Below are 20,958 nucleotides of genomic sequence, written 5' to 3'. Positions count from 1 at the left end.
CTTTTTGACAGTGCCGTGCCTGATGACAGGGCCGTGTCTGCCGGGGATATGCCCAGACCGCTCGATGTCCTGAAGACGGTTTACGGCTTTCCGGCCTTTCGCGGCAAGCAGCAGGCGGTTGTCGAGCATGTCGTCTCCGGTGGCGATGCCGTCGTTCTGTTTCCAACCGGTGCCGGAAAATCGCTCTGCTTCCAGATCCCGGCACTCTGCCGTCCCGGCGTGGGCATCGTCGTATCGCCGCTGATTGCGCTGATGCGCGACCAGGTCGAGGCGCTGAAGCAGCTCGGCGTCCGGGCGGCAGCGCTGAATTCGTCGCAGACGCGCGACGAGGCCTTTGCCGTGCGCCGTGCGCTCTCCGCCGGTGAGCTCGATCTGCTCTACGTGACGCCCGAGCGCATACTGACGCCGGGTTTCCAGGATATGCTGGGCGGCACGACGATCGCGCTGTTTGCCATCGACGAAGCGCACTGCGTCTCCCAGTGGGGCCATGATTTCCGCCCGGAATATCGGGAACTCGGCCAGTTGGGGACGCGCTATCCGGGCGTGCCGCGCATCGCCCTGACGGCGACGGCCGACCCGCATACGCGCGAGGACATCATCGACCGGCTCGGCCTGCGCGGCGGCGATGTCTTCACCACCAGTTTCGACCGCCCCAACATTGCCTATGAAATCGTCGAGCGCGATCAGCCGCGCCAGCAATTGCTGCGCTTCCTGTCGCGCCACAAGGGGTCGAGCGGCATCGTCTATTGCCTGTCGCGCGCCAAGGTCGAGGATACCTCGCAATGGCTGGAAACGCAGGGTGTGCGGTCGCTTCCCTATCATGCCGGCATGGACCGGGCTGTGCGTGACGCCAATCAGGATGCGTTCCTCAAGGAAGAAGACCTGTGCCTGGTTGCCACCGTCGCCTTCGGCATGGGCATCGACAAGCCGAACGTGCGCTATGTCGCGCATCTGGATCTGCCGGGCTCGGTCGAGGCCTATTACCAGGAGACCGGACGTGCCGGCCGTGACGGTCTGCCATCCGAGGTCTGGATGGCCTATGGCATGGCCGATGTCATCCAGCGCTCGCGCATGATCGACGAGGGCCAGGCGTCCGACGAGATCAAGCGGGTGGAACGCTCGAAGCTGAATGCGCTGCTGGCTATCTGCGAGACCGCCGGTTGCCGCCGGCAGGCGATCCTCAAGCATTTCGGCGAGGCCCATGGCGGACAGTGCGGCAATTGCGACACCTGCAACACGCCGGTCGAGACCTGGGACGGAACGGAAGCTGCGATCAAGGCGCTGGCCGCCGTCTATCGGACCGGCGAGCGTTTTGGCACCGGCCATGTCGTCGATGTGCTGATGGGCGTTGAAAACGAAAAAACCCAGCGCTTCGGCCATGCCGACATGCCGGTCTTCGGCGCCGGCAAGGATGTTCCGGCAAAAACCTGGCAATCGGTGTTCCGGCAATTGCTGGCCGCCGGTCTCGTGCATGTCGACCAGACCGCCTTCGGTGCGCTGAAGCTGACGGAGGAGGCCAGCGCCGTGTTCAAGCGCCAGCGCCAGATCCTGTTTCGCAAGGATCGCCCGACATCCGGCAAGGGCAAGACCGCGAGAGGCGCACCGTCCAGCGCCAAGTCCAGCCTGTCGGAGCGCGACGGCGAACTGTTCGAGGCCCTGCGCAATGCCCGCATGACCATTGCCAAGGGACTGTCCGTGCCGCCTTACGTCGTCTTTCCCGATACGACGCTGATCGCTTTTGCCACGGAGCGGCCGACCAGCCGCACCGACCTTCTCGGCATTTCCGGCGTCGGCCAGTCGAAGCTCGAGAAATACGGCGATGTCTTCCTGGCGGTGATCCGCCAGCACGTCTGAACACATGGAGAGACAGATCATGACCAAGCTGAACCTGCCACTCGAAGGGGCATGCCGCTGCGGCAATATCCGCCTGAAGATCAGCGCGCCGCCACTTGTGACCATGGCCTGCCATTGCACCGGCTGCCAGCGCATGTCCGGCAGCGCCTATTCGCTGAGTGCTGCCATCCCCAGCGACGGTTTCGAGGTCATCGCGGGAACACCGGTCGCTTCCGGAAAGAGCCCGGATGCCGGGCATCATTTCTGCCCGGATTGCATGACCTGGATGTTCACCCGGCCACAGGGCATGGACTTTTTCGTCAATCTGCGACCGACGATGCTGGATGACACCAGCTGGTACAGCCCCTTCATCGAAACCTTCACCTCCGAAAAGCTGGCCTTCGCGGCGACGGGCGCCGAACACAGCTACCCGAAATTTCCGCCGATGGAGGATTTCGAAGGGCTGATTGCGGGCTATGCGGCGCGCTGACGTGGCTTTTCGATGAAGGGCTAAATTATCCATGTCATCGACGGCACATCGATCGCCCGCACCTACATCCTCACCGTCATGCCGCCGTCCACGGTCAGCACATGGCCGTTGACGAAGGAGGCCGCGTCGCTGGCCAGGAACAGGGCGGCGCCGGCGATTTCGTCCGGCCGGCCCCAGCGCTGGGCCGGGATGCGCTGGCGCACGAAGGGCATGAGATTTTCGTCGGCGGCCAGCGCCGCGTTGGTTTCGGTGGCAAACCAGCCGGGGGCAATAGCGTTGCTGGTAATGCCGAAGGGGCCGAACTCCACCGCCATTGCCCGCATCAGACCCGTCAGTCCCTGTTTGGCGACGGGATAGATGCCGTCTTCCGGCAGGGCCACCTGGCCGTTGATCGAGGTGATCGCGATCAGCCGTCCGTGTTGATGGCGCTTCATGATCGCCGCTGCATCGCGCGACAGGGTCACGGCGGCAAATAGGTCTGTGCGGATCAGGTCGAGGATCGCGTCATCGTCGAAATCGGCCAGCGGCCGCCGGTCGCGGGCCCCGACATTGTTGACGAGTATATCGAGACGGCCATGGCTCCCGTCGATTGCGGCAAGCGCCGCACGCTGCGCATCACGGTCGGCAACATCGAAAGCCGAAGCCTCGGCGCTGCCGCCTGCCGCCGCAATCCTGTCCACGGCGTCATCGAGCGTCGCCTGGCTGCGTCCTGAGATGACCACATGGGCGCCAGCCTCGGAGAGCGCCCGGGCGATCTCCAGCCCAAGGCCACGCCCGCCGCCGGTCAGCAGCGCCACCCGGCCCTTCAGGGAGAATCGATCGATTATGCTCATGGCTGCCTCATCCTGTCGAAAATACGGCTATGGATATAATAGTTGACTCAGTCAATTAAATTCTTGTGTGAGGATGTTTGCGCGGGTGGTGTCAAAGGCGCTCACATCCTTTTGTCGCGTCAACGTCGCGCCGTGCCGCGGTCATCTGCTGAATTGCGCTTCGGACTATGATAGGTCTTCGTTCAGCTCCGATACCAGACTGGAAAGTGACCATCCGTCATGACATCTGCCTTCATCTCGCACCTCAGATCCGAACTCGAAGGCCTGAAATCGTCAGGGCTCTACAAGACCGAACGGGTGATCACCTCCCGGCAGGCCGGCACGATCGAGGTCGCCTCTGGCGGGCGGGTCCTGAATTTCTGCGCCAACAACTATCTCGGCCTTGCCGACAATGCCGCGTTGATGGAGGCCGGAAAACAAGCGATCGATCGGTATGGCTACGGCATGGCCTCGGTGCGCTTCATCTGCGGCACGCAGGAGGAGCACAAGCAGCTCGAAGCGCGCATCTCGTCGTTTCTGGGACTGGAAGACACGATCCTCTATTCCTCTTGCTTCGATGCCAATGGCGGGTTGTTCGAGACCCTTTTGAACGACGAGGACGCGATCATTTCCGACGCGCTCAACCATGCCTCGATCATCGATGGCGTGCGCCTGTCGAAGGCCAAACGCTTCCGCTACGCCAACAATGACATGGCCGCTCTGGAGGAGGAGCTGAAGAAGGCGGAGGGGTCGCGTTTCAAGCTGATCGCGACCGACGGCGTCTTCTCGATGGACGGCATCATCGCCAATCTCCAAGGCGTCTGCGATCTCGCCGAAAAATACGGCGCCATGGTCATGGTCGACGACAGCCATGCCGTCGGTTTCGTCGGCAGGAATGGTCGGGGCTCGGCCGAATATTGCGGCGTCGAGGGTAGGGTGGACATCATCACCGGCACGCTCGGCAAGGCGCTGGGCGGCGCGTCTGGTGGCTATACCGCCGGCAAGGCTGAGGTCATCGACTGGCTGCGGCAGCGCTCGCGGCCCTATCTGTTTTCCAACACGCTCGCCCCTGTGATCGCCAGCGCTTCGCTGACGGTTTTCGACCTGATCGAGAATGGCGATGCGCTGCGTGAAAAGCTCGCCGCCAACGCAACCCTGTTTCGCACCCAGATGGGTAAGCTCGGCTTCACGCTGGCCGGCGCGGGGCACCCGATCATTCCCGTCATGCTGGGCGAGGCGACGCTGGCGCAGGCAATGGCCGCCAGAATGCTGGAAAAGGGTGTCTACGTCGTCGGCTTTGCCTTCCCTGTCGTGCCCAAGGGCCAGGCCCGCATCCGCACCCAGATGTCGGCGTCGCATTCGACCGCGGATGTCGAGCGAGCGATCGCGGTGTTCGAAGAGGTCGGCCGCGAACTGGGCGTGATCTGAGGGGGCTCGCTCCGCGCAACCCAATGGGGATATAAAAATGACCAACATGATGCGTGCGCTCGTCAAATCCAGATCCGAGATTGGCCTTTGGATGGAGCATGTTCCTGTGCCCGAGCCCGGCCCGAACGATGTGCTGATCCGTGTGAAGAAATCGGCGATCTGCGGCACCGACGTGCACATTTGGAACTGGGACCAGTGGGCGCAGAAGACCATTCCCGTGCCGATGGTCGTCGGCCATGAATTCTGCGGCGAGATTGCCCAGCTCGGCTCGGCGGTCACCAAATATCATGTCGGCGACCGGGTTTCCGGCGAGGGCCATATCGTCTGCGGCAAGTGCCGCAACTGCCGGGCGGGCAGGGGGCATCTCTGCCGCAACACGCTCGGCGTCGGCGTCAACCGGCCGGGCTCGTTCGGCGAGTTCGTCTGCATCCCGGAAGCCAATGTCGTGCCGATCCCCGATGACGTGCCCGACGAGATCGCCGCCATTTTCGATCCCTTCGGCAATGCCGTGCACACGGCGCTCTCCTTCGATCTCGTCGGCGAGGATGTGCTGGTCACCGGCGCAGGCCCGATCGGCATCATGGGTGCGATGGTTGCCAAGCGCTCCGGCGCCCGCAAGGTGGTCATCACCGACATCAATCCGGTGCGGCTTGCGCTTGCGAAAAAAGTCGGGATCGATCATGTCGTCGATGCGTCGAAAGACGATCTGAAAGAGGTCATGCGTGAAATCGGCATGACCGAGGGGTTTGACGTCGGTCTGGAAATGTCCGGTGCCCCGCCGGCCTTCCGTTCGATGATCGACACGATGAACAATGGTGGCAAGATCGCCATTCTCGGCATCGCGCCGGAGGGGTTCGGCATCGACTGGAACAAGGTGATTTTCAAGATGCTGACGCTGAAGGGCATCTATGGCCGGGAAATGTTCGAAACCTGGTACAAGATGATTGCCTTCGTGCAAGGCGGGCTCGATCTTTCCCAGGTGATCACCCACCGCATCGGTATCGACGATTTCCGCGACGGCTTCGAGGCGATGCGCTCGGGAAATTCCGGCAAGGTGGTGATGGACTGGATGTGACCGCAAATGGTGGGGCGCCAATGGCATTGAAACCGTTTCGCACCTTGTCTTTTGATTTCCAGCTCCTACATCTTGGCAACACTGGGTTTGGCAATAAAAGGCCTGGTCCGGTGTTTTTTGCCGAATTGAACGGTTTTTTCGCGGAAACGCTTGACGTGACCGAAAATTGTGGGAATCACCATTTCTAAATACAGAAGGTGAAATGGGTACGGCGAATACGACCATCATTGCTATGATGTCTGAAGGGCGCTGCTGTTGCAGCTGGCTTGAGGCCAGGATCTGTCTCTTGGTTAATCAGGCATTAAAGTTCATCCCGTTACGTCAGGGGTAATGATTCGCGGCAGGCATGTTTGACATGCCTGAGCCCTTGAGAAGGGTTTGCACCGCTCATACGTTTATGCTGTCCAAGGAAAGCGACGATACATGGCAACCAAAGTCAAAGAGAACGAAGAAGCAGAAGCTGAACGCGAAGGTGCTCCGGATGGCCCGCTTCTCGATCTCTCGGATGACGCGGTCAAAAAAATGATCAAGGCCGCGAAAAAGCGCGGCTATGTCACCATGGACGAACTGAATGAAGTCCTGCCCTCCGATCAGGTTGACCCTGACCGGATCGAGGACATCATGGCCATGCTCTCGGAAATGGGCATCAATGTCGTCGAGGACGAGGAAGCCGACGAGGGCACGACGGCAGCCGAGGAAGAGGACAACGACGCCGACGGCGAGAGCGAAGGCGGCGAACTTGCCCCTTCGAGCGGCACGGCGCTGGCAACAGCCAAGAAGAAAGAACCGACCGACCGCACCGACGATCCGGTGCGCATGTACCTGCGCGAAATGGGCTCGGTCGAGCTACTGTCGCGCGAGGGCGAAATCGCCATTGCCAAGCGCATCGAGGCCGGCCGCGAAACGATGATCGCGGGTCTCTGTGAGAGCCCGCTGACCTTCCAGGCCATCATCATCTGGCGCGACGAACTGAACGATGGCAACACGCTTTTGCGTGAGATCATCGATCTCGAAACCACCTATTCCGGTCCGGAAGCCAAGGCCGCACCGCAGTTCCAGTCGCCGGAAAAGATCGAGGCCGACCGCAAGGCAGCCGAGGAAAAAGAAAAGAACCGTAAGCCGCGCGCCGCCAATGACGACGACGTGACCAATGTCGGCGGCGAAGGCCTGCCGTCGGATGAAGAGGAAGAGGACGACGACGAATCGAACCTCTCGCTCGCCGCGATGGAAGCCGAACTGCGCCCGCAGGTCATGGAAACGCTTGACACCATTGCCGAGACCTACAAGAAGCTGCGCAAGCTGCAGGACCAGCAGGTCGAAGCCCGCCTTGCCGCCACCGGCACGCTGTCGCCTGCCCAGGAGCGCCGCTACAAGGAGCTGAAGGACGAGCTGATCACGGCTGTGAAGTCGCTGTCGCTCAACCAGAACCGTGTCGACAGCCTTGTCGAGCAGCTCTACGACATCAACAAGCGCCTCGTGCAGAACGAAGGCCGCCTGCTGCGTCTGGCTGAATCCTACGGCGTCAAGCGCGATTCGTTCCTCGAGCAGTATTCCGGTGCCGAACTCGATCCGAACTGGATGAAGTCGATCAGCAATCTGTCGGCGCGCGGCTGGAAGGAATTCGCCCGCAGCGAAAACACCATGATCCGCGACATCCGTGCCGAGATCCAGAATCTGGCGACAGAAACCGGCATTTCGATCTCGGAATTCCGCCGTATCGTGCACATGGTCCAGAAGGGCGAGCGCGAAGCCCGCATCGCCAAGAAGGAAATGGTCGAGGCCAACCTGCGTCTCGTCATCTCGATCGCCAAGAAATACACGAACCGCGGCCTGCAGTTCCTCGATCTCATCCAGGAAGGCAATATTGGCCTGATGAAGGCGGTCGACAAGTTCGAGTATCGTCGTGGTTACAAGTTCTCGACCTATGCGACCTGGTGGATCCGTCAGGCGATCACCCGCTCGATCGCCGACCAGGCCCGCACGATCCGTATCCCGGTCCACATGATCGAGACGATCAACAAGATCGTGCGCACCTCGCGCCAGATGCTGCACGAGATCGGTCGCGAGCCGACGCCGGAAGAACTGGCCGAAAAGCTCGCCATGCCGCTCGAGAAGGTCCGCAAGGTCCTGAAGATCGCCAAGGAACCGATCTCGCTCGAAACCCCCGTGGGTGACGAAGAGGATTCGCATCTCGGCGATTTCATCGAGGACAAGAACGCGCTTCTGCCGATCGACGCTGCCATTCAGGCCAACCTGCGCGAAACCACGACCCGGGTTCTGGCGTCGCTGACGCCGCGCGAGGAACGCGTGCTGCGCATGCGCTTCGGCATCGGCATGAACACCGACCACACGCTCGAAGAAGTCGGCCAGCAGTTCTCGGTCACCCGCGAACGTATCCGCCAGATCGAAGCCAAGGCGCTGCGCAAGTTGAAGCACCCGAGCCGGAGCCGCAAGCTGCGGTCGTTCCTCGACAGCTGATCGAACGTCAATCGTTACACCAGAACGCCGGGCTCAATGCCCGGCGTTCTCGTTGAGGGACCCGGCGCAAAGGCGATGATGCAGCAGAAAACCAACCGTTTCTGGCAGGGCCTCAGTTGGGGCGTGATCATCTCGATCGCGCTGCATCTTGTCCTGGCTGCGGTTTTGCTGGTTCAGTTGCCCATGCCGGATCTGACGCCGCCGGAAGAAGAGAGCATCAGCGTCGAAATCGTGCCGCCGCCCGAAGAGGTGGAAGAGCCTCTCCCGGAAGAAAAAGCGGAAGAGAAAGCGGAAGAAACCGCCAAGGCCGAGTCGCCACCGGCAGAAGATCCGCAACCGGACGAGGAGCCGGCCGATCAGCCGGCCGCAAACGCCCCGATCCCGGTTTTGCGCCCGGTCTACGAATTCGGCGAGACGGACACGGGTACCGAAAAAGCCGATGACGGAACCGCTGCGCGGGCGGCGCCCGAGCCCGAGCCCCAAACCGAGCCCGAGCCTGCACCTGAAAAGGTTACCCCGGTCCCGGAAGAGGGGGGCAAACCCGAGGAAACGGCCAGTGTCGACAGCGAGCCGTCGATCGAGACGCTGACGGCCCTCGCGCAAGCGGTTACGGACATGGCCGTCGATCCCTTGCCGGGCGTGACCGACAAGCTGCCGGAAACGTCCGATGTTCCTGAACTGGAGCCTGAGCCGGAGCCGCAGCCGGAACCACCGGTGGAGGAGCCGGTCGTCGACATTCCCGAGGCTGAAAAGCTGTTTTCGGAAAAGGCCAATGACGACCCGGTGGCGCGGGCGGCGATGGGAAACCTGTCGCGCGGCCAGCGTGTCGCCCGCCTCTGCTCCAGCGAAATCTATGCCCAGCTGAAAAATGGCAGCCCATCCTACGAACCGGATCTCGTGCCGTCCTATGAACTGGCCAAGGGAAATCTACTCACGGTCCCGCGCGCCGCATTCCGCGCCAACCAGCGCTGGTATGATTTTGCGTTCCGCTGCGAGGTCGACGATGACGCGACGCGCATCCGCTCCTTCGGCGTCGATATCGGCGCAGAAGTGCCGAAAAGCCAGTGGCGCAGCAGAAAGTTTCCGTCGTCCTAGATTTCTCGCCGCCGGATGAGACCCTGAAGACCAGGGGCAACATCCAGCAGCCCGAAAATCAGGAGTCTTCGTCGCATTCCGTGATTTCGCAAGTCGATTCCGTCGTCGTGTGCTTGGCGCACTCGTTCAGCGCCTTGTCCGTTGCGCCGCTTTCGCTGTTGTAATTGTAGCTGTAGCCATAACTTCCTTCTTCCGAAACGGCGATGCAGCCCCAGGCAAAGGCCGGACTGGCGGACGGCAGCACCGCGCCGGCAAGCACGAGAGCGGTAAGGCAGGTTCTGAATTTGATCGGCATCGTATCCTCCATGGTATGAGATCGACACTTGTTTAGAGAGTGCGAAAGCACAGCTCAACCGGTTGGCCCGACACATTTTTGGTGCCGTTGAACCGAGGTTCCAGGGCGAGACGACAATGTCAGGCGGATCGCGTCCCGGACGGTCTCGGGCCTGCCCCAGGGATCCGCGACCAAGCCTTCAGACGGTGACCACGGATTTTTGGCTGGCGCGTATCAGGTTGAATGATAATGGTCTTTTAAACACGTCTCCTTTAGAGAGAGCTTGTTATCTTGCTATCAGGTGTTTCTGAAATGGTCGTTCGTCTGGATTTGCCAACAGTCCTGTTTCTGCAACAGTGCTCATATCTGGCTGCGGCAACCACACTCGTCTACATCGATCGTTTCCTGCCGAAGACCCGCGGTTCGCTGCAGATCGCGTTCAGTTTCGTCATCATGATGTTTGCGGCAACAGCCGCGAGCGTCGCGGAAACGAGCGGGCAATATTATTCCTTTCTTGCCCTCAGCAGCATCGTCCTTGGCTTGCTTGGTTACGCATTCCTGACACTGGGATGTTTCCGTTTGAGTGGCCACGAAACGTTTGTGCCTTGGTGGACCGCCACAGTCCCCGCCGCCATTGTCCTCGGTGCGGGCTATCTGACGGACTTTCACCTTGAAAACGACATCCGGGCGAGCACGTTCAACGCGTTTGCCGCGCTTTCTCTCGCGCTCTGCGCCTGGCGCTTTCACACCGACGGGAAAGCCGAACCGCTTCCGGTGCGCGCCGTCTTGACGGTCTTGTTTCTGGGCAGCGCGCTGCTCTGCCTCGTTGTCTCTATCGAGTTTTATATAGGCTCTTTTCCTGTGATCGAACCGACGCCGGCCTTTTTCTGCATGATCATTTTCAAGTACCTGTTGTCGCTCTTTACGGTTGTTCTGGCAACCGAGCGCGTCAAGAACAAACTGGATGATCTTGCGAACACGGATGCACTGACCGGGGCCAGAAATCGCCGGTCGTTTTTCGATACTGTGCAGCCTGTGTTCCGTGCGGGTGACGCAATCGCACTGATCGATATCGACCATTTCAAGCGCCTGAATGATGCCTGGGGCCACAGTGTCGGCGATGACGTTCTCAAGAGCGTGGTCCTGCGCATCCAGGAAACACTGCGCGCGGGCGATATCTTCGCCCGCTATGGCGGTGAGGAATTCATTGTCTTCCTTCGTGCCGTTTCGCAGAGACAAGCCATTGAAATCGCGGAGTGTATTCGAAAAGCTGTGGAAAGCATGCGACTTGAAGCGCTTGCGTCGAAAGTCACCATAAGCGTCGGCGTCGCCCATGCCGATGAGACGACAGAGCTCAAACAGGTCATTAATTTGGCAGACAAGGCGCTCTACCTGGCCAAGGAATCCGGCCGGAACCAAGCCCTGATTTACCCCTACGCCCAGACAAGACCTTTGTCCGAAGCCCTGTCGGCGTAAAGATCGGCAGCCCGCACCGGTCCCGCCAGCATCTCGGGCCCATCGCCGTCCTTTTCCCACTCGGCCGACCTCATCCCCACTCGGTCATCCTGCCCACTGGGTCATCCTCCCCACTTGGTCTTCCTAGGGCCTGACCCGAGGATCCACGACCGCGCCTGCAGACGTCGCCCGCATCGCGGGAAAAGCTGGTGCCGACCCGGCCAGTCACAAAAAAACATCGTCCCCGCAGATCCCCGCGCGCATCTCCTGTGCCTGGAATGGCCTCGTCCCGCCATCAGATACACCGGATGAGCGTTGCCGGCGAGGCGGGACCGGTGCCCCGGGGAATGGCGGAACGCCCGTCTGAAGCCGGGGGCTGCGTGAAAGGTGGTTCTCCTCCGGACATTGGGATGGTCCGGGCGTGCCGGGCTTGCCCCGCCGTGTTTAAAGACGGTCCAGGGCAATGCCCCACCTCATTGAAAGGCCGGGCGGGTAAGAGGTCGGGCCGAGGCATTGGAGGCTTCTGTTCCGAAAGGCCAAAAGCGCAGAAGAACCAGAGACGCGCGGCAAAAGACACCGAGCGGGGCACGGTGCGTGTCAATTTACCTATTTATCCCTGAGGCACGTGTCGTGCTCCGGCCGATCCTGCCGCGTCTTTTGAAAGGCCGGCAGACTGCGAAACGTCGGAAAACGGGCAATGCGCCGCGTGAATGCGAAACCATGTCTGATACGTGATCCGGTTGATCCGATCGGATCTCGTATTCCAACCATCGAAAATCTGGCCTTCCGGCCAGAGATTTTCGATGGTCCTTGTTTCCGGCTCGCGAAGCGATCAGCCGGAAACCGTAGGAAAGGAGAATGTTATGCCGGTCTGCGCATCCGAAAAATTGCCGCTCGATCCTGCACTTTTCGAAGCGCTGTGCCGGGGGGCCGCAACGCGGTTGGACGTGCCGTCCTTCTGCCACCTGCGCCGTTGTCGGCGCGGCCATTTCTGCGAGGGAAAGTGCGAGCCGCGACCGATCCCGCCGATGTTTCGCGGCCCGAAAGATGTCTCTGCGCTTCTGCCAACCTGCATTGCCTGTTCCGACGACGACTGGTTCGGCGAATTCCTGCTGGAATGGATCCTCTGCCACGCGGAATATTTCGGCGTAGTCCGTCCGCCGCGAGCCGTCCGCAGCCTGCTTTTTCTTGATGAGCACTGGCCGGTCTTCGACGATGTCGACGAGGAGGCTTGCATACAGGCGGGCGGAGACGCAATCATGACACATCTCGAAGCGATGATGCTCACCCACAGTGTTTTGATCGCTGAGATCCGCGGCGCTTACCAAGCCGCGCGATCGGAGATGAAAGGAGACTGACATGCCCTATGTTGATGGATTTGTCCTCGCCGTTCCAAAGGCGAATATCGAAGCCTACAAAAAGATGGCGCGGGCCGCCGGCGAAGTCTGGATGGAGTATGGTGCGCTCTCCTATGTCGAGTGCATGGCCGACGATGTGCCCTATGGCGACGTGACCTCGTTTCCGCGGGCTGTTCTGGCCAAGGAGGACGAAGTGGTGATTTTTTCCTGGATCACCTATCCGTCGCGTGCCGAACGCGATGCCATCAACAGCAAGGTCATGGCCGACCCGCGGCTTTCACCACAGAGGTGGGAGATGCCGTTTGACGGCAAGCGGTTGATCTTTGGCGGTTTTGAAAGTTTCATCGACCTATGACGCCACGGGTCGGCGTGATCGGCCATCACAACGGGAAAATATCATGCCGCAGACAATCCTGACCGTGGAGACACATGGTCCCGGTCTTTACGAGATGACCGCGCAGGCGGTTGCCTTCGTGCGCAAGGCGGCTTTGGGGCAGGGCTTGCTGACAGTGTTCGTGCGCCACACTTCCTGCTCGCTGCTGATCCAGGAAAATGCCGATCCGGATGTGCGCCGCGATCTCGACAGCTTCTTCGAGCGGTTGGTGCCGCCTGCCGACGATCCTTCCATGCGGTGGATCATCCACACCGCCGAGGGGCCAGACGACATGCCGGCCCACATCAAGGCAGCCCTGACGGCGGTGTCGATCGGCATTCCGGTCACGGCAGGTCGGCTGGCGCTCGGCACCTGGCAGGGCCTCTATCTGTTCGAGCATCGGCAGCGCCCGCACCGCCGCGAGATCGTCCTGCACCTGTCGGCCTGATTGGCAGGGATTGTCTGGGTGTTTCGACTGGACAAGCCAACCGGGCCGGTGCAGGTTTGTGCTAGGAGCACCGTTCTGGCCTGTGTCACTGACATTTTGCGGAACAAGATCAGTGCTTTGGCGTTATTGTGGGCCGGGTTTGTCCGGTGTTTTACCAGGAGCCCCGGGGAGGCATGTCCGTGACAGATGCACAAACGATCGCCAGCCGTTTCATTCAGGCGTTGAACGAGCGCGATTTCGAAACGATCGGCAAGGTTCTCGACGAGGACGTGGCGCTCGATTCGATGACCGGCCAGCGCACCATCGGTGCCGGGCCGCTGCGCACGGCGATCATGAGTTATCTGCGGCATTTCGACGAGACCTTCGCCGACCTTGTCCTGATGCATGATGCCTTCGGCCAGCGGGTGGCTGTCGACGTCACGGCCCGCGGAACCTACCGCGAGAGCATGGCCGGCTTCCCGCCGGCCAGCAACCAGTCCTATTCAATCCCCAGCGTCTTTGTCTTTGAATTCGAGGATGGCGCGGTCACCCGGCTCAGCCACTATCGCAATTTCCGGGTGTTCGAAGCGATGCTGTCGCGCTGACACAATCCGCGCCGCCATGCCCTGAACCGCCGATGAACGCACGGTTCCAATTCCATTCAGCCTCACGGCCCTAATCTCAGGTCAATCGCTCGGGCAAGCCCGCAGGCGGGTTGCCGGGGAAAGCCCGGCTGTTTGGCAACGATCTTGGAGATGGATCATGAAACAGATGTTTGTAAAACTGGCGGCGATTGTCCTCATCGGCCTTTCCGGCCTGGCTGCGACCACCGGCAGTGCCGCCGCCGACACGGTGTCGTTTGGCATCCGCTCGGGTGGTATCGTCGATATCCAATATCGCGATCACGACCGCCGTCGCTATGGCGACGAGCGCGACTGGCGCCGCGATCGCCACAACCGTCCGGGCTCCGGTCACCATGCCGGTCGTCGCGGCCGCTGCGAACCCTGGCTTGCCCAGGAAAAGGCCCGTAATTTCGGCCTGCGCCGCGCCCATGTCGTCGATGTCAGCCCGCGCCGCGTCGTCGTCGAAGGCCGTCGTCATGGTGACTTCCGCACCGTCGTGTTTGCCAATGTGCGCGGTTGCCCAGTGATCGGTCGTTAGGCAATCGGCCCCTCAAGCCCGTGCTTCTTTCCGTCCTGTCTCCCCCGGCCGGCGGAAAGAAAGAACCCCTTGCGGCATGCCGCAAGGGGTTTTTCCAGTTGAAGCGATGGGTTTTCCGGCAAGCTGGTTCAAAAAGCCTGCAAGGGGGCGTTCGGGTTACGGCTTGATGGCGAAGGTGACGCTGACGGAAACCGTGTAGCTGTTTTCACCATTGGCAATCGGCACCGATTCGGCGCCGGAATCCTTGGCCATGCTGCGCATCATCGGCACCGGCTCCGGACGGCCACTGTTTTCCGCAATCTCGACGATGCGACCGATGTCGACGCCGGCAGCCTGCGCGAGCACCTTGGCTTTTGCAACGGCATCGCCGACGGCGGCCTTGCGGGCCTCGACGATCACCGGCTCCGGCTTGTCATTGGTGAACTGGATGCTGCCGCCCTGGTTGATGCCGAGTGTCACCGAACTGTCGATGATCGCACCCAGCTTGGCGAGATCGCGGACCCGCACCGTCAGCGTGTTGGCAACCTGGTAACCGGTCAGTTCCGGCTGGCGGTTGCCGCCATCATTGTTGTCCGGATAGACATATTGCGGATTGATGGCGAAGCCCGAGGTCTGCAGGTCGCGCTCGGCAATGCCGGTTGTTTTCAGGGCCGACAGAACGTCGCTCATGGCCTTGTTGTTGGCATCGAGCGCCTCGCGCGCCGTCTTGGCATCCTTGACCACGCTGAACGACAGGATGGCCATGTCAGGCGCCGTTGCCGCATGGCCTTCGCCGGAAACGATGATCACCGCCTCGCGCGGCCCGGCATCGGCGGCAAGGACCTGCGTTGCGCCAAACCCGGCAAGAAGGCCAGCCGCAAACATGACGCGGGTGACGAGGCGTGGAACGCTCGGGGTGAGACGTGTCGCACCAAGGGCGAGACGAGGAGCGCTCGCGGCGATATGCGGCGTGCCCATGGCAAGACGGGGATGACGTGTGGCGGTCATGATGGTGGTTCTCTCCGGTTGTTTTGTCCCTGCCATTGTCTTGGCTTTTGATTGTGTGGGGATTGCGGCAATGTCTTGTGGGGAAAACCATTTTCGTTTAGACGAAAGCCACCGCAGCCGACCATTGGGCCGCGGTCCGCCGGTCCTGCCGGCGCGGGCCTGTAGCTCAATGGTTAGAGCCGGCGGCTCATAACCGCTTGGTTGGGGGTTCGAGTCCCTCCGGGCCCACCATTTTTGTTTTCGGACGTTGTTTTTCCATCGTTTTTTCCTCGATTTGTCTCACCGGAATTCCGGCTCGATGAAAGTGGGACATTTTTGCGGGCCACGTAGGTTTTCCGACGCTCGAAACCGGCATCGATAATCCGCTTGGATTGGGCGGCTTTGGTGTAGTGCTGCGCCATCTTGGAATCAGACCAGCCAAAGATCGCCATCAACTGATGTTCGGTTGCGCCGGCCTCGGCGAGGATGGTCGCGGACGCCTTTCTGAGGCCGTGCGACGAGCACTCCGGCAAATCGGCATCATTGCACCACTGGCGCATCTTGTTGCCGAAGCCGTTCCCGCTGAACGCCTTGCCGTACTCGGTGATAAGAAAGGTCGGCTGATCATGCGTTATCGCGTCCAGCGCCTCGCGTAGCTCGTCTGTGACGGGCAGGCTGAGAGACTGCGCATATTTGCCGGAACCCTTCTCCGGCATGAACTCGATCCGGTCGCCGATCAGGTTCCGCCAACCGAGCTTGACTAGGTCCGAGCGTCTGACGCCCAAATTCAGCATCAGTTCCATTGCAAGCCGGGCCATCGAGCCCAGCGGATAGGCTGCGCGATAGCGCGCCAACTCCGCTTCGCTCCAGGTGTGGAAACCGGGAGACTTGTGGATTTTCGTGACGCCATTCGTGGGGTTGAAGGTCGCCAGCTCGGCGCTGATGGCCCAATTGAACAGCGCCTTCAGATACTTCACCAGCTTGTCGGCCGCGCCGGGAGTATCACGGCGTTTCATCTGGCTCTTCTCAATGTCGCTCTTGCGCATTTGCTTAAAGGGGTAGTTCCCCACCACCTCACAGTAGCGATTGAGGACGCTCTTTTTGTCCTTCTGCGTGGCAGGCGAGTAGCTCTGGAAAGTCTTTGATTGGTAGTAGGTCTCGACCAACCAGCGAACAGAGCCGGGCTCCAGTCTTGAAATCGGGACCGCCTTTTCACCACGATCGCCGGCCAGCACGCGATGATATTCCTCGGTAAACGCCTGAGTGACGCTGCCGGCGTCGTCCAGGTAGGCGGACGTCATCCGGTACTTCGGCATGCCTGGCAGGCGGAGATAAAACCGCTCGTTGCCGTGCCGGTCGATATCCCGCGAGCAATATTTGAAGGGGACGCGCTGGCTACCCAACCGCGTGATCAAACGGGTTTTCGCCATCGTCTTCGTCTCCGCTCAACCCCTGTTCTTTAATGTCGTACCAGGACGCCCGGATTTCCTCCGCATCCCAACGACGCAACGCGCCGATCTTCACGCCTTTCGGCATGAGGCCACGGCGAACCCAGTCATCAAAGGTGCCCGTCGAGACGTCGAGAAGTTCCGCCGCACGGACGCGGCTGACTGCGACCTTGTAAATGGGGCGTGGGGCCAGCGCTTCAGCTTGCTGCTTCATGTGCCGCTCCTCACGCTCTGGAGGCGCTATCAACAAGCGCCAAAGCCTTCTGCCTGGGCTCGACCATATTCGCCGCAAGATACTCATCCACGGCGTTTTCCGGCAGGAAGAGGCTTCCACCAATCCGAACATGCCGGATCTCCTGCTTCGCAATCAAATTGCGAATACGTGCGACCGGCCATCCGGAGCGATCGGCTAATTGCTTCGGTGATAAAAGCTGAGATTGCATAACTGCTCAACTCCCTAGAGATAATTCGACACGAGACAGAACGAATCATATAATCGCGCTGGACGCAACACATTTATCGCATTTGAGATATTTCGATGCAAGACGGATTCATGGAAGCCATGGGGCAGCGGCTGGGGAAAATCCGGAAGGATTCCGGGTTAAAGCAGGTGCCCTTTTCCGAAGCGCTTGAGGTATCGCAAAGCGCCTATAACACCTATGAACGCGGAAATCGCGAGATCCCGGCAAAACTTCTCCGGCTGCTGCATGTCAAATTCAATGTGAACCCCGTGTGGATGCTCACAGGGGAAGGAAGTCCGTACAATCGGGACACCGTCGATCTGTATCACCAGGTCACCGGAGCGGTTGACGCTTTCATCGCAAGAGAAAACTGTCAGGTGGAACCGGACAAGCGCCTGAAGCTCATCCGGTTCCTGATCGACTACGCCGAGCAACACGGCGAATTCACAGAGGAAATCGCAGAAAAATATCTGAGGTCAGCGATATGAGTAAATCGAGCTTCGAAGAGCAGATAATGCATGGCGTATATGTCCTTGGTCGCCAGCGCGATCAACTGGCATCCGAAAAACGAAGGCTGGCAAGGCAGTTGCGCTATGCGCAGCATTCGGCCCGGCTCGCGACCCTTTCAAAGCAATACGACTTCGGAATGATCTTCTTCGCGGCGATGGGAGCTGTTTTGCTGATCCTGTTCGATGCAAACAGCGGCTCCGATGCTTGGTTTACGCCCGCGCTGAGCATGTCCCTCATGCTGTTCGCCTGCGGTAGTGCGTTGCGTGGCCGGAAGATGGTCAGCCGGATCAGAAGCTTCAATGACCGCTTCGGTAGCTGGCAGTTCTAACGGCAATTATTCAACCCACTTTGATGGGTTGAATAATTCGAAAATATGCGTTATTTGAACCATTGAAAGGGTCAATTAATGCGCTTAACGCTCCAAGCCCATTTTAATCGTGAGTGGCATCACGCCGCGACGCTAGAACTCAAGGACGACGCGGCCGGCTTCCAGGGCGCGTCGATCGTCGATTACGATCTCGACTATTTCGTCACCGTGGCGTCGGCGGAATTCGCGGCCGGAAAGACGGTCCGTGACCATCGCGCCTTGTCAGTCCGTTATCCCGTTGATCTCGAAAATCGATATAGCCGCAGCTGGCCGCCCTTCCTATTGGATCTTATGCCCCAAGGGCATGCGAGACGAAAGCTTGCTGAGCATCTCAGCCTTGCTGAAGGCTCGCGCGCCTCTGATCTCCCGCTGCTTCTGCGATCGGCAACGGGCGGCATAGGCAATATCCGGACCAAGGAAGCGGCCGAGGCCGAAACGGAACGGCTGCGTGGTGTCGAGCGCCAAGGGGTTACAGAAGCGGAAATCCTTGAGCGGTCCGATCGCTTCATGGAAGTCGCCGACCGCTTTGGAATGCTCGCCTCCGGCTCCAGCGGCCTGCAGGGCGAATGGCCGAAGGTCTCGATGACGCAGGCGAATGACGGGCTCTATTATCCCGACAGCTTCGTGACCGATGATGAGGCCGTGCGCCACGTCATCGTCAAGCTGGTACGCAGCAACGAGCCTGTGGACCGCCTGATTCTCGAAGGCGAAGCCCTCTATTCGCGGATCGCTCAAGAGATCGGTCTGAATGTCAGCGAACCTTCGACCTATGCCGAAGGTGTCCTTATCATTCCCCGTTTCGACCGGAAGAAGAAAGAAGGTGGCGGAACCGTCCGGCTGGGCCAGGAAAGCCTCGTGTCCGCGATCGGCGTTGCCGATTTCGGCCATGTCGGCACGCATGAGGCCTATATCGACGTGCTACGCCAATATTCGGCTGATCCTTTCACGGACGTTGTAGAATACCTGAAGCGCGACATCGCCAACCTAGCGCTCGGCAATCCCGACAACCACGGCCGAAATTCCGCATTGAGCAAACACCATGACGGCACGATCCGCCTGTCTCCGCTCTTTGATTTCGCGCCAATGCGACTCGCCAAGGAGGGAATCGTTCGTTCCACCCGCTGGGCCATGATGCGGGATGGCGGTCGCGATCATCTTCCCGATTGGAAGCGCATTTGCGATGAACTGATGGACGATCCTGCAGAGCATAAAGCGCTCGCGGCTGCGCTTTTCGAGTTTGCCAAACATCTCCGCCAGGCTCCGGCCATGGCGAAAGATATGGGAGCGTCTCCGGACATTCTGGATCGTGCGATGGGACGTTGCATTGAAATCACGGATTGCGTTCTGGCGGCGAAGTTATGACGCGGGAGGACAGCTGAATGGCTCGCTGGAAGAAACCCACGAAAGAGGAGATCCTTGAAAATCGGCGAATACTGGCGGAGCGTGCTCGAACTGGCGACTTGAGGCTGCCCGGCGCTGTGGTGGAGATCCGTAAAGGGTTCGGCATGACCCAGGAGGAGTTTGCCAAGACACTGTCGCTTACTAGGCGCCAAGTTGCTGAGATAGAAGCTGGCACGGCAAATCCAACATTAGAGACACTGGACAAAATCGGAAAGCTTTTTGGGTTCTCGGTGGGCTTTGTTCCCAGAAGCAATTCTCGGCAAGAAGCAAACTTATGAATTCTTGGTCCGCCGACGGTACGTTATGGCCCGCAACAGATTTGCGAGAAGGAGTTTTTGCGGTCTGATTTTGTCTTTATCCGGTAGGTGTAATGCTCGCCATCGTTGCAGCGTCTGCAGGGAAACGCTCGTTGAATATGCCGGTGATCTTTGGTGGTGACCAGATCGTTTCAACTGAAAAATCGATGTGGCGTGGACCTTGCGTAGCAATCTCCAACCATTCCGTTCCGCTCCAATAGATGAAGGAGCATATCTCACGGTGTTGGTCAGGAAAGGAAAGGAAAGGAAAGGAAAGGAAAGGCGGGTGGTTCGTCGCGCTCACGAACCAATCGCGCTGTATGAGAGCTTAGGCCTGACCGGTCCGTGGCGGCTTCCATCGATGAAATGCCATCGGCATCAATAGCGAATTGATCGCAATACCTGATTGTCTCCATTCCTCGAAGAGGTCGCGGCGATTTTTCGCTCCGTTGCGTATGGCGATCACTGCAGACAGAAACAGTTGCACGCTATCTGTCGCATCGACCGGGATTGATGGATCCTTAGTCGATATCCAGTCATCGATATGTCTATTTCGACGACCCTTCTCTGTTCCATGTGTAAACTGAACGTGGAAATAATCATGATCACCAACCCGTACAGCCGGCTTATCATATCGGTATCCGAAACATCGGGTTTCGGATTCTTTACCGCCATCGTGGCGCTTATGTAGTCCGTAGTGAAGAGCGTGTATCGAAATCATTGGCCAAGGTTTTGTGAAGTCCATGTCCACTGAAAGTAAAGGTAGGTAAGTGTAAGTACCGAACTCGAATGGAGTCAAAAAAACAAATTTGTTTTCTTCGGACATTGCCATCTTAGATGCAGCGATCGGGAGCTTGGACTCAAGGTATGTCCTATCTGCTACCTCGTGTTCCTTATTGACAATTCCCAGCAACTGCTGCGCGTGACTTGAGTAGTTCTGGAAGGGCAGTTGGAAATCTGGAAGCTGAATTAGCAGGTTTCGAAGATCTAAGAGTCCGTCCGAACACTTTCTCATTTTGAACATAGCCTTCGCAGCATGAGGCGGATGGAGGCTAATTTGAGGAAGGCAAGCGCATTTCTTGACAGGTTTTCGAGGTCCTTGGCCAGTCTACGGCATCGTCCGAGCCATGCGAAGGTTCGCTCGACAACCCATCGGCGTGGCAACAACTCGAAGCCTTTGGCCGCATCGGATCGCTTGACGATTTCAGTTGCCAGACCTGGTCTGGCCTTCTTCTGACCCTTTGCGAAGA

General features: G+C 59.5%; 23 protein-coding genes, 1 tRNA gene and 1 pseudogene. 17 read left to right on the top strand and 8 right to left on the bottom strand.

Features of this window, described 5'->3' with window-relative positions; genetic code table 11:
- The first annotated feature begins 48 nt into the window (after nucleotides 1–48).
- Together recQ and AX760_RS21775 are read left to right on the top strand one after the other, a co-directional pair.
- Nucleotides 49–1,854 carry a DNA helicase RecQ gene (recQ, locus tag AX760_RS21780; protein ID WP_087149332.1) on the top strand — a complete coding sequence of 602 codons (1,806 nt, stop codon included), beginning with the start codon at nucleotides 49–51 and terminating at the stop codon, nucleotides 1,852–1,854.
- 19 nt (nucleotides 1,855–1,873) lie between these two features.
- Nucleotides 1,874–2,323, top strand: coding sequence for a GFA family protein (locus tag AX760_RS21775; RefSeq protein WP_071835116.1), 450 nt, complete (start codon nucleotides 1,874–1,876; stop codon nucleotides 2,321–2,323).
- Nucleotides 2,324–2,385: 62 nt separating this feature from the next.
- Here the strand turns inward: AX760_RS21775 and AX760_RS21770 are convergent, their stop codons facing one another.
- On the bottom strand, nucleotides 2,386–3,156 hold the full coding sequence (locus AX760_RS21770; RefSeq protein ID WP_071835115.1) for an SDR family oxidoreductase: 771 nt from the start codon (nucleotides 3,154–3,156) through the stop codon (nucleotides 2,386–2,388).
- Nucleotides 3,157–3,375: 219 nt separating this feature from the next.
- Between AX760_RS21770 and AX760_RS21765 the strand changes: the two genes are divergently transcribed.
- From AX760_RS21765 to AX760_RS21750, 4 genes are all read left to right on the top strand, one after another.
- Entirely contained in the window at nucleotides 3,376–4,563 is a 1,188-nt protein-coding gene (locus tag AX760_RS21765; protein ID WP_071835114.1) for a glycine C-acetyltransferase, read from the top strand.
- A 37-nt stretch (nucleotides 4,564–4,600) separates the two neighbouring features.
- Nucleotides 4,601–5,638, top strand: a complete 1,038-nt coding sequence (tdh, locus tag AX760_RS21760) for an L-threonine 3-dehydrogenase (RefSeq protein WP_071835113.1) — start codon at nucleotides 4,601–4,603, stop codon at nucleotides 5,636–5,638.
- Between the two features lie 423 nt (nucleotides 5,639–6,061).
- Nucleotides 6,062–8,116 carry an RNA polymerase sigma factor RpoD gene (rpoD, locus tag AX760_RS21755; protein ID WP_071835112.1) on the top strand — a complete coding sequence of 685 codons (2,055 nt, stop codon included), beginning with the start codon at nucleotides 6,062–6,064 and terminating at the stop codon, nucleotides 8,114–8,116.
- A gap of 36 nt (nucleotides 8,117–8,152) precedes the next feature.
- A complete protein-coding gene (locus tag AX760_RS21750) occupies nucleotides 8,153–9,211 on the top strand; it encodes a DUF930 domain-containing protein (protein ID WP_083531279.1) in 1,059 nt (352 codons plus the stop codon).
- A 58-nt stretch (nucleotides 9,212–9,269) separates the two neighbouring features.
- Here the strand turns inward: AX760_RS21750 and AX760_RS21745 are convergent, their stop codons facing one another.
- On the bottom strand, nucleotides 9,270–9,506 hold the full coding sequence (locus AX760_RS21745) for a DUF4189 domain-containing protein (RefSeq protein WP_071835111.1): 237 nt from the start codon (nucleotides 9,504–9,506) through the stop codon (nucleotides 9,270–9,272).
- Nucleotides 9,507–9,938: 432 nt separating this feature from the next.
- Here AX760_RS21745 and AX760_RS21740 point away from each other — a divergent pair, with 432 nt between their 5' ends.
- The 6 genes from AX760_RS21740 to AX760_RS21715 all read left to right on the top strand — a co-directional run bounded on the left by AX760_RS21740 (nucleotide 9,939) and on the right by AX760_RS21715 (nucleotide 14,259).
- Nucleotides 9,939–10,961 carry a GGDEF domain-containing protein gene (locus AX760_RS21740; protein WP_175552114.1) on the top strand — a complete coding sequence of 341 codons (1,023 nt, stop codon included), beginning with the start codon at nucleotides 9,939–9,941 and terminating at the stop codon, nucleotides 10,959–10,961.
- Nucleotides 10,962–11,827: 866 nt separating this feature from the next.
- Complete coding sequence (locus AX760_RS21735; protein WP_193600522.1) at nucleotides 11,828–12,298, top strand: hypothetical protein; 471 nt, start codon at nucleotides 11,828–11,830, stop codon at nucleotides 12,296–12,298.
- A 1-nt stretch (nucleotide 12,299) separates the two neighbouring features.
- Entirely contained in the window at nucleotides 12,300–12,653 is a 354-nt protein-coding gene (locus AX760_RS21730; RefSeq protein ID WP_071835108.1) for a DUF1428 domain-containing protein, read from the top strand.
- A 43-nt stretch (nucleotides 12,654–12,696) separates the two neighbouring features.
- Entirely contained in the window at nucleotides 12,697–13,119 is a 423-nt protein-coding gene (locus AX760_RS21725) for a secondary thiamine-phosphate synthase enzyme YjbQ (protein WP_071835107.1), read from the top strand.
- Nucleotides 13,120–13,298: 179 nt separating this feature from the next.
- Nucleotides 13,299–13,703, top strand: coding sequence for a ketosteroid isomerase-related protein (locus AX760_RS21720; protein ID WP_071835117.1), 405 nt, complete (start codon nucleotides 13,299–13,301; stop codon nucleotides 13,701–13,703).
- A gap of 157 nt (nucleotides 13,704–13,860) precedes the next feature.
- Nucleotides 13,861–14,259 carry a hypothetical protein gene (locus tag AX760_RS21715; protein ID WP_071835106.1) on the top strand — a complete coding sequence of 133 codons (399 nt, stop codon included), beginning with the start codon at nucleotides 13,861–13,863 and terminating at the stop codon, nucleotides 14,257–14,259.
- A 156-nt stretch (nucleotides 14,260–14,415) separates the two neighbouring features.
- On the opposite strand, the gene AX760_RS21710 is transcribed toward AX760_RS21715, so the two are convergent.
- Nucleotides 14,416–15,246, bottom strand: a complete 831-nt coding sequence (locus AX760_RS21710) for an SIMPL domain-containing protein (RefSeq protein WP_071835105.1) — start codon at nucleotides 15,244–15,246, stop codon at nucleotides 14,416–14,418.
- Between the two features lie 155 nt (nucleotides 15,247–15,401).
- Between AX760_RS21710 and AX760_RS21705 the strand changes: the two genes are divergently transcribed.
- Nucleotides 15,402–15,477, top strand: a tRNA-Ile gene (locus tag AX760_RS21705).
- Between the two features lie 200 nt (nucleotides 15,478–15,677).
- Here AX760_RS21705 and AX760_RS28235 read toward each other — a convergent pair.
- The 3 genes and pseudogenes from AX760_RS28235 to AX760_RS21690 form a co-directional block, all read right to left on the bottom strand.
- Nucleotides 15,678–16,019 (bottom strand): annotated as a pseudogene (locus AX760_RS28235) (tyrosine-type recombinase/integrase); the annotation flags it as partial.
- A gap of 601 nt (nucleotides 16,020–16,620) precedes the next feature.
- Nucleotides 16,621–16,887 (bottom strand): helix-turn-helix transcriptional regulator, encoded by a 267-nt coding sequence (locus AX760_RS21695; RefSeq protein WP_044458832.1) that lies wholly within the window; start codon nucleotides 16,885–16,887, stop codon nucleotides 16,621–16,623.
- Nucleotides 16,888–16,897: 10 nt separating this feature from the next.
- On the bottom strand, nucleotides 16,898–17,116 hold the full coding sequence (locus tag AX760_RS21690) for a helix-turn-helix domain-containing protein (RefSeq protein ID WP_071835104.1): 219 nt from the start codon (nucleotides 17,114–17,116) through the stop codon (nucleotides 16,898–16,900).
- A 95-nt stretch (nucleotides 17,117–17,211) separates the two neighbouring features.
- On the opposite strand from AX760_RS21690, the gene AX760_RS21685 reads away from it, so the two are divergent.
- The 4 genes from AX760_RS21685 to AX760_RS21670 all read left to right on the top strand — a co-directional run bounded on the left by AX760_RS21685 (nucleotide 17,212) and on the right by AX760_RS21670 (nucleotide 19,690).
- On the top strand, nucleotides 17,212–17,622 hold the full coding sequence (locus AX760_RS21685) for a helix-turn-helix domain-containing protein (protein ID WP_038543999.1): 411 nt from the start codon (nucleotides 17,212–17,214) through the stop codon (nucleotides 17,620–17,622).
- Nucleotides 17,619–17,972 carry a hypothetical protein gene (locus AX760_RS21680; RefSeq protein WP_071835103.1) on the top strand — a complete coding sequence of 118 codons (354 nt, stop codon included), beginning with the start codon at nucleotides 17,619–17,621 and terminating at the stop codon, nucleotides 17,970–17,972. The genes AX760_RS21685 and AX760_RS21680 overlap by 4 nt, the downstream gene beginning before the upstream one ends.
- A gap of 78 nt (nucleotides 17,973–18,050) precedes the next feature.
- Nucleotides 18,051–19,373 (top strand): type II toxin-antitoxin system HipA family toxin, encoded by a 1,323-nt coding sequence (locus tag AX760_RS21675; protein WP_071835102.1) that lies wholly within the window; start codon nucleotides 18,051–18,053, stop codon nucleotides 19,371–19,373.
- Nucleotides 19,374–19,390: 17 nt separating this feature from the next.
- Nucleotides 19,391–19,690, top strand: a complete 300-nt coding sequence (locus AX760_RS21670; RefSeq protein ID WP_071835101.1) for a helix-turn-helix transcriptional regulator — start codon at nucleotides 19,391–19,393, stop codon at nucleotides 19,688–19,690.
- A 346-nt stretch (nucleotides 19,691–20,036) separates the two neighbouring features.
- Here AX760_RS21670 and AX760_RS21665 read toward each other — a convergent pair whose 3' ends face one another.
- Complete coding sequence (locus AX760_RS21665) at nucleotides 20,037–20,534, bottom strand: hypothetical protein (protein WP_139276539.1); 498 nt, start codon at nucleotides 20,532–20,534, stop codon at nucleotides 20,037–20,039.
- Nucleotides 20,535–20,719: 185 nt separating this feature from the next.
- The coding region (locus AX760_RS21660) for a transposase (protein ID WP_139276435.1) at nucleotides 20,720–20,958 on the bottom strand (239 nt) is incomplete at its 5' end.

It is taken from the genome of Pararhizobium antarcticum, assembly GCF_001885585.1.
In the GTDB taxonomy this organism is placed as follows: domain Bacteria; phylum Pseudomonadota; class Alphaproteobacteria; order Rhizobiales; family Rhizobiaceae; genus Pararhizobium; species Pararhizobium antarcticum.
The sequence above is the reverse complement of the archived record's forward strand: the minus strand, read 5'-3'. Positions and strand labels throughout refer to the sequence as shown.

Coding starts and splice junctions, on each gene's coding strand:
- recQ (WP_087149332.1), top strand. CDS start 49: ATGCCCAGACCGCTCGATGTCCTGAAGACGGTTTACGGCTTTCCGGCC.
- AX760_RS21775 (WP_071835116.1), top strand. CDS start 1,874: ATGACCAAGCTGAACCTGCCACTCGAAGGGGCATGCCGCTGCGGCAAT.
- AX760_RS21770 (WP_071835115.1), bottom strand. CDS start 3,156: ATGAGCATAATCGATCGATTCTCCCTGAAGGGCCGGGTGGCGCTGCTG.
- AX760_RS21765 (WP_071835114.1), top strand. CDS start 3,376: ATGACATCTGCCTTCATCTCGCACCTCAGATCCGAACTCGAAGGCCTG.
- tdh (WP_071835113.1), top strand. CDS start 4,601: ATGACCAACATGATGCGTGCGCTCGTCAAATCCAGATCCGAGATTGGC.
- rpoD (WP_071835112.1), top strand. CDS start 6,062: ATGGCAACCAAAGTCAAAGAGAACGAAGAAGCAGAAGCTGAACGCGAA.
- AX760_RS21750 (WP_083531279.1), top strand. CDS start 8,153: ATGCCCGGCGTTCTCGTTGAGGGACCCGGCGCAAAGGCGATGATGCAG.
- AX760_RS21745 (WP_071835111.1), bottom strand. CDS start 9,506: ATGCCGATCAAATTCAGAACCTGCCTTACCGCTCTCGTGCTTGCCGGC.
- AX760_RS21740 (WP_175552114.1), top strand. CDS start 9,939: ATGATGTTTGCGGCAACAGCCGCGAGCGTCGCGGAAACGAGCGGGCAA.
- AX760_RS21730 (WP_071835108.1), top strand. CDS start 12,300: ATGCCCTATGTTGATGGATTTGTCCTCGCCGTTCCAAAGGCGAATATC.
- AX760_RS21725 (WP_071835107.1), top strand. CDS start 12,697: ATGCCGCAGACAATCCTGACCGTGGAGACACATGGTCCCGGTCTTTAC.
- AX760_RS21715 (WP_071835106.1), top strand. CDS start 13,861: ATGAAACAGATGTTTGTAAAACTGGCGGCGATTGTCCTCATCGGCCTT.
- AX760_RS21710 (WP_071835105.1), bottom strand. CDS start 15,246: ATGACCGCCACACGTCATCCCCGTCTTGCCATGGGCACGCCGCATATC.
- AX760_RS21695 (WP_044458832.1), bottom strand. CDS start 16,887: ATGAAGCAGCAAGCTGAAGCGCTGGCCCCACGCCCCATTTACAAGGTC.
- AX760_RS21690 (WP_071835104.1), bottom strand. CDS start 17,116: ATGCAATCTCAGCTTTTATCACCGAAGCAATTAGCCGATCGCTCCGGA.
- AX760_RS21685 (WP_038543999.1), top strand. CDS start 17,212: ATGCAAGACGGATTCATGGAAGCCATGGGGCAGCGGCTGGGGAAAATC.
- AX760_RS21680 (WP_071835103.1), top strand. CDS start 17,619: ATGAGTAAATCGAGCTTCGAAGAGCAGATAATGCATGGCGTATATGTC.
- AX760_RS21675 (WP_071835102.1), top strand. CDS start 18,051: ATGCGCTTAACGCTCCAAGCCCATTTTAATCGTGAGTGGCATCACGCC.
- AX760_RS21670 (WP_071835101.1), top strand. CDS start 19,391: ATGGCTCGCTGGAAGAAACCCACGAAAGAGGAGATCCTTGAAAATCGG.
- AX760_RS21665 (WP_139276539.1), bottom strand. CDS start 20,534: ATGTCCGAAGAAAACAAATTTGTTTTTTTGACTCCATTCGAGTTCGGT.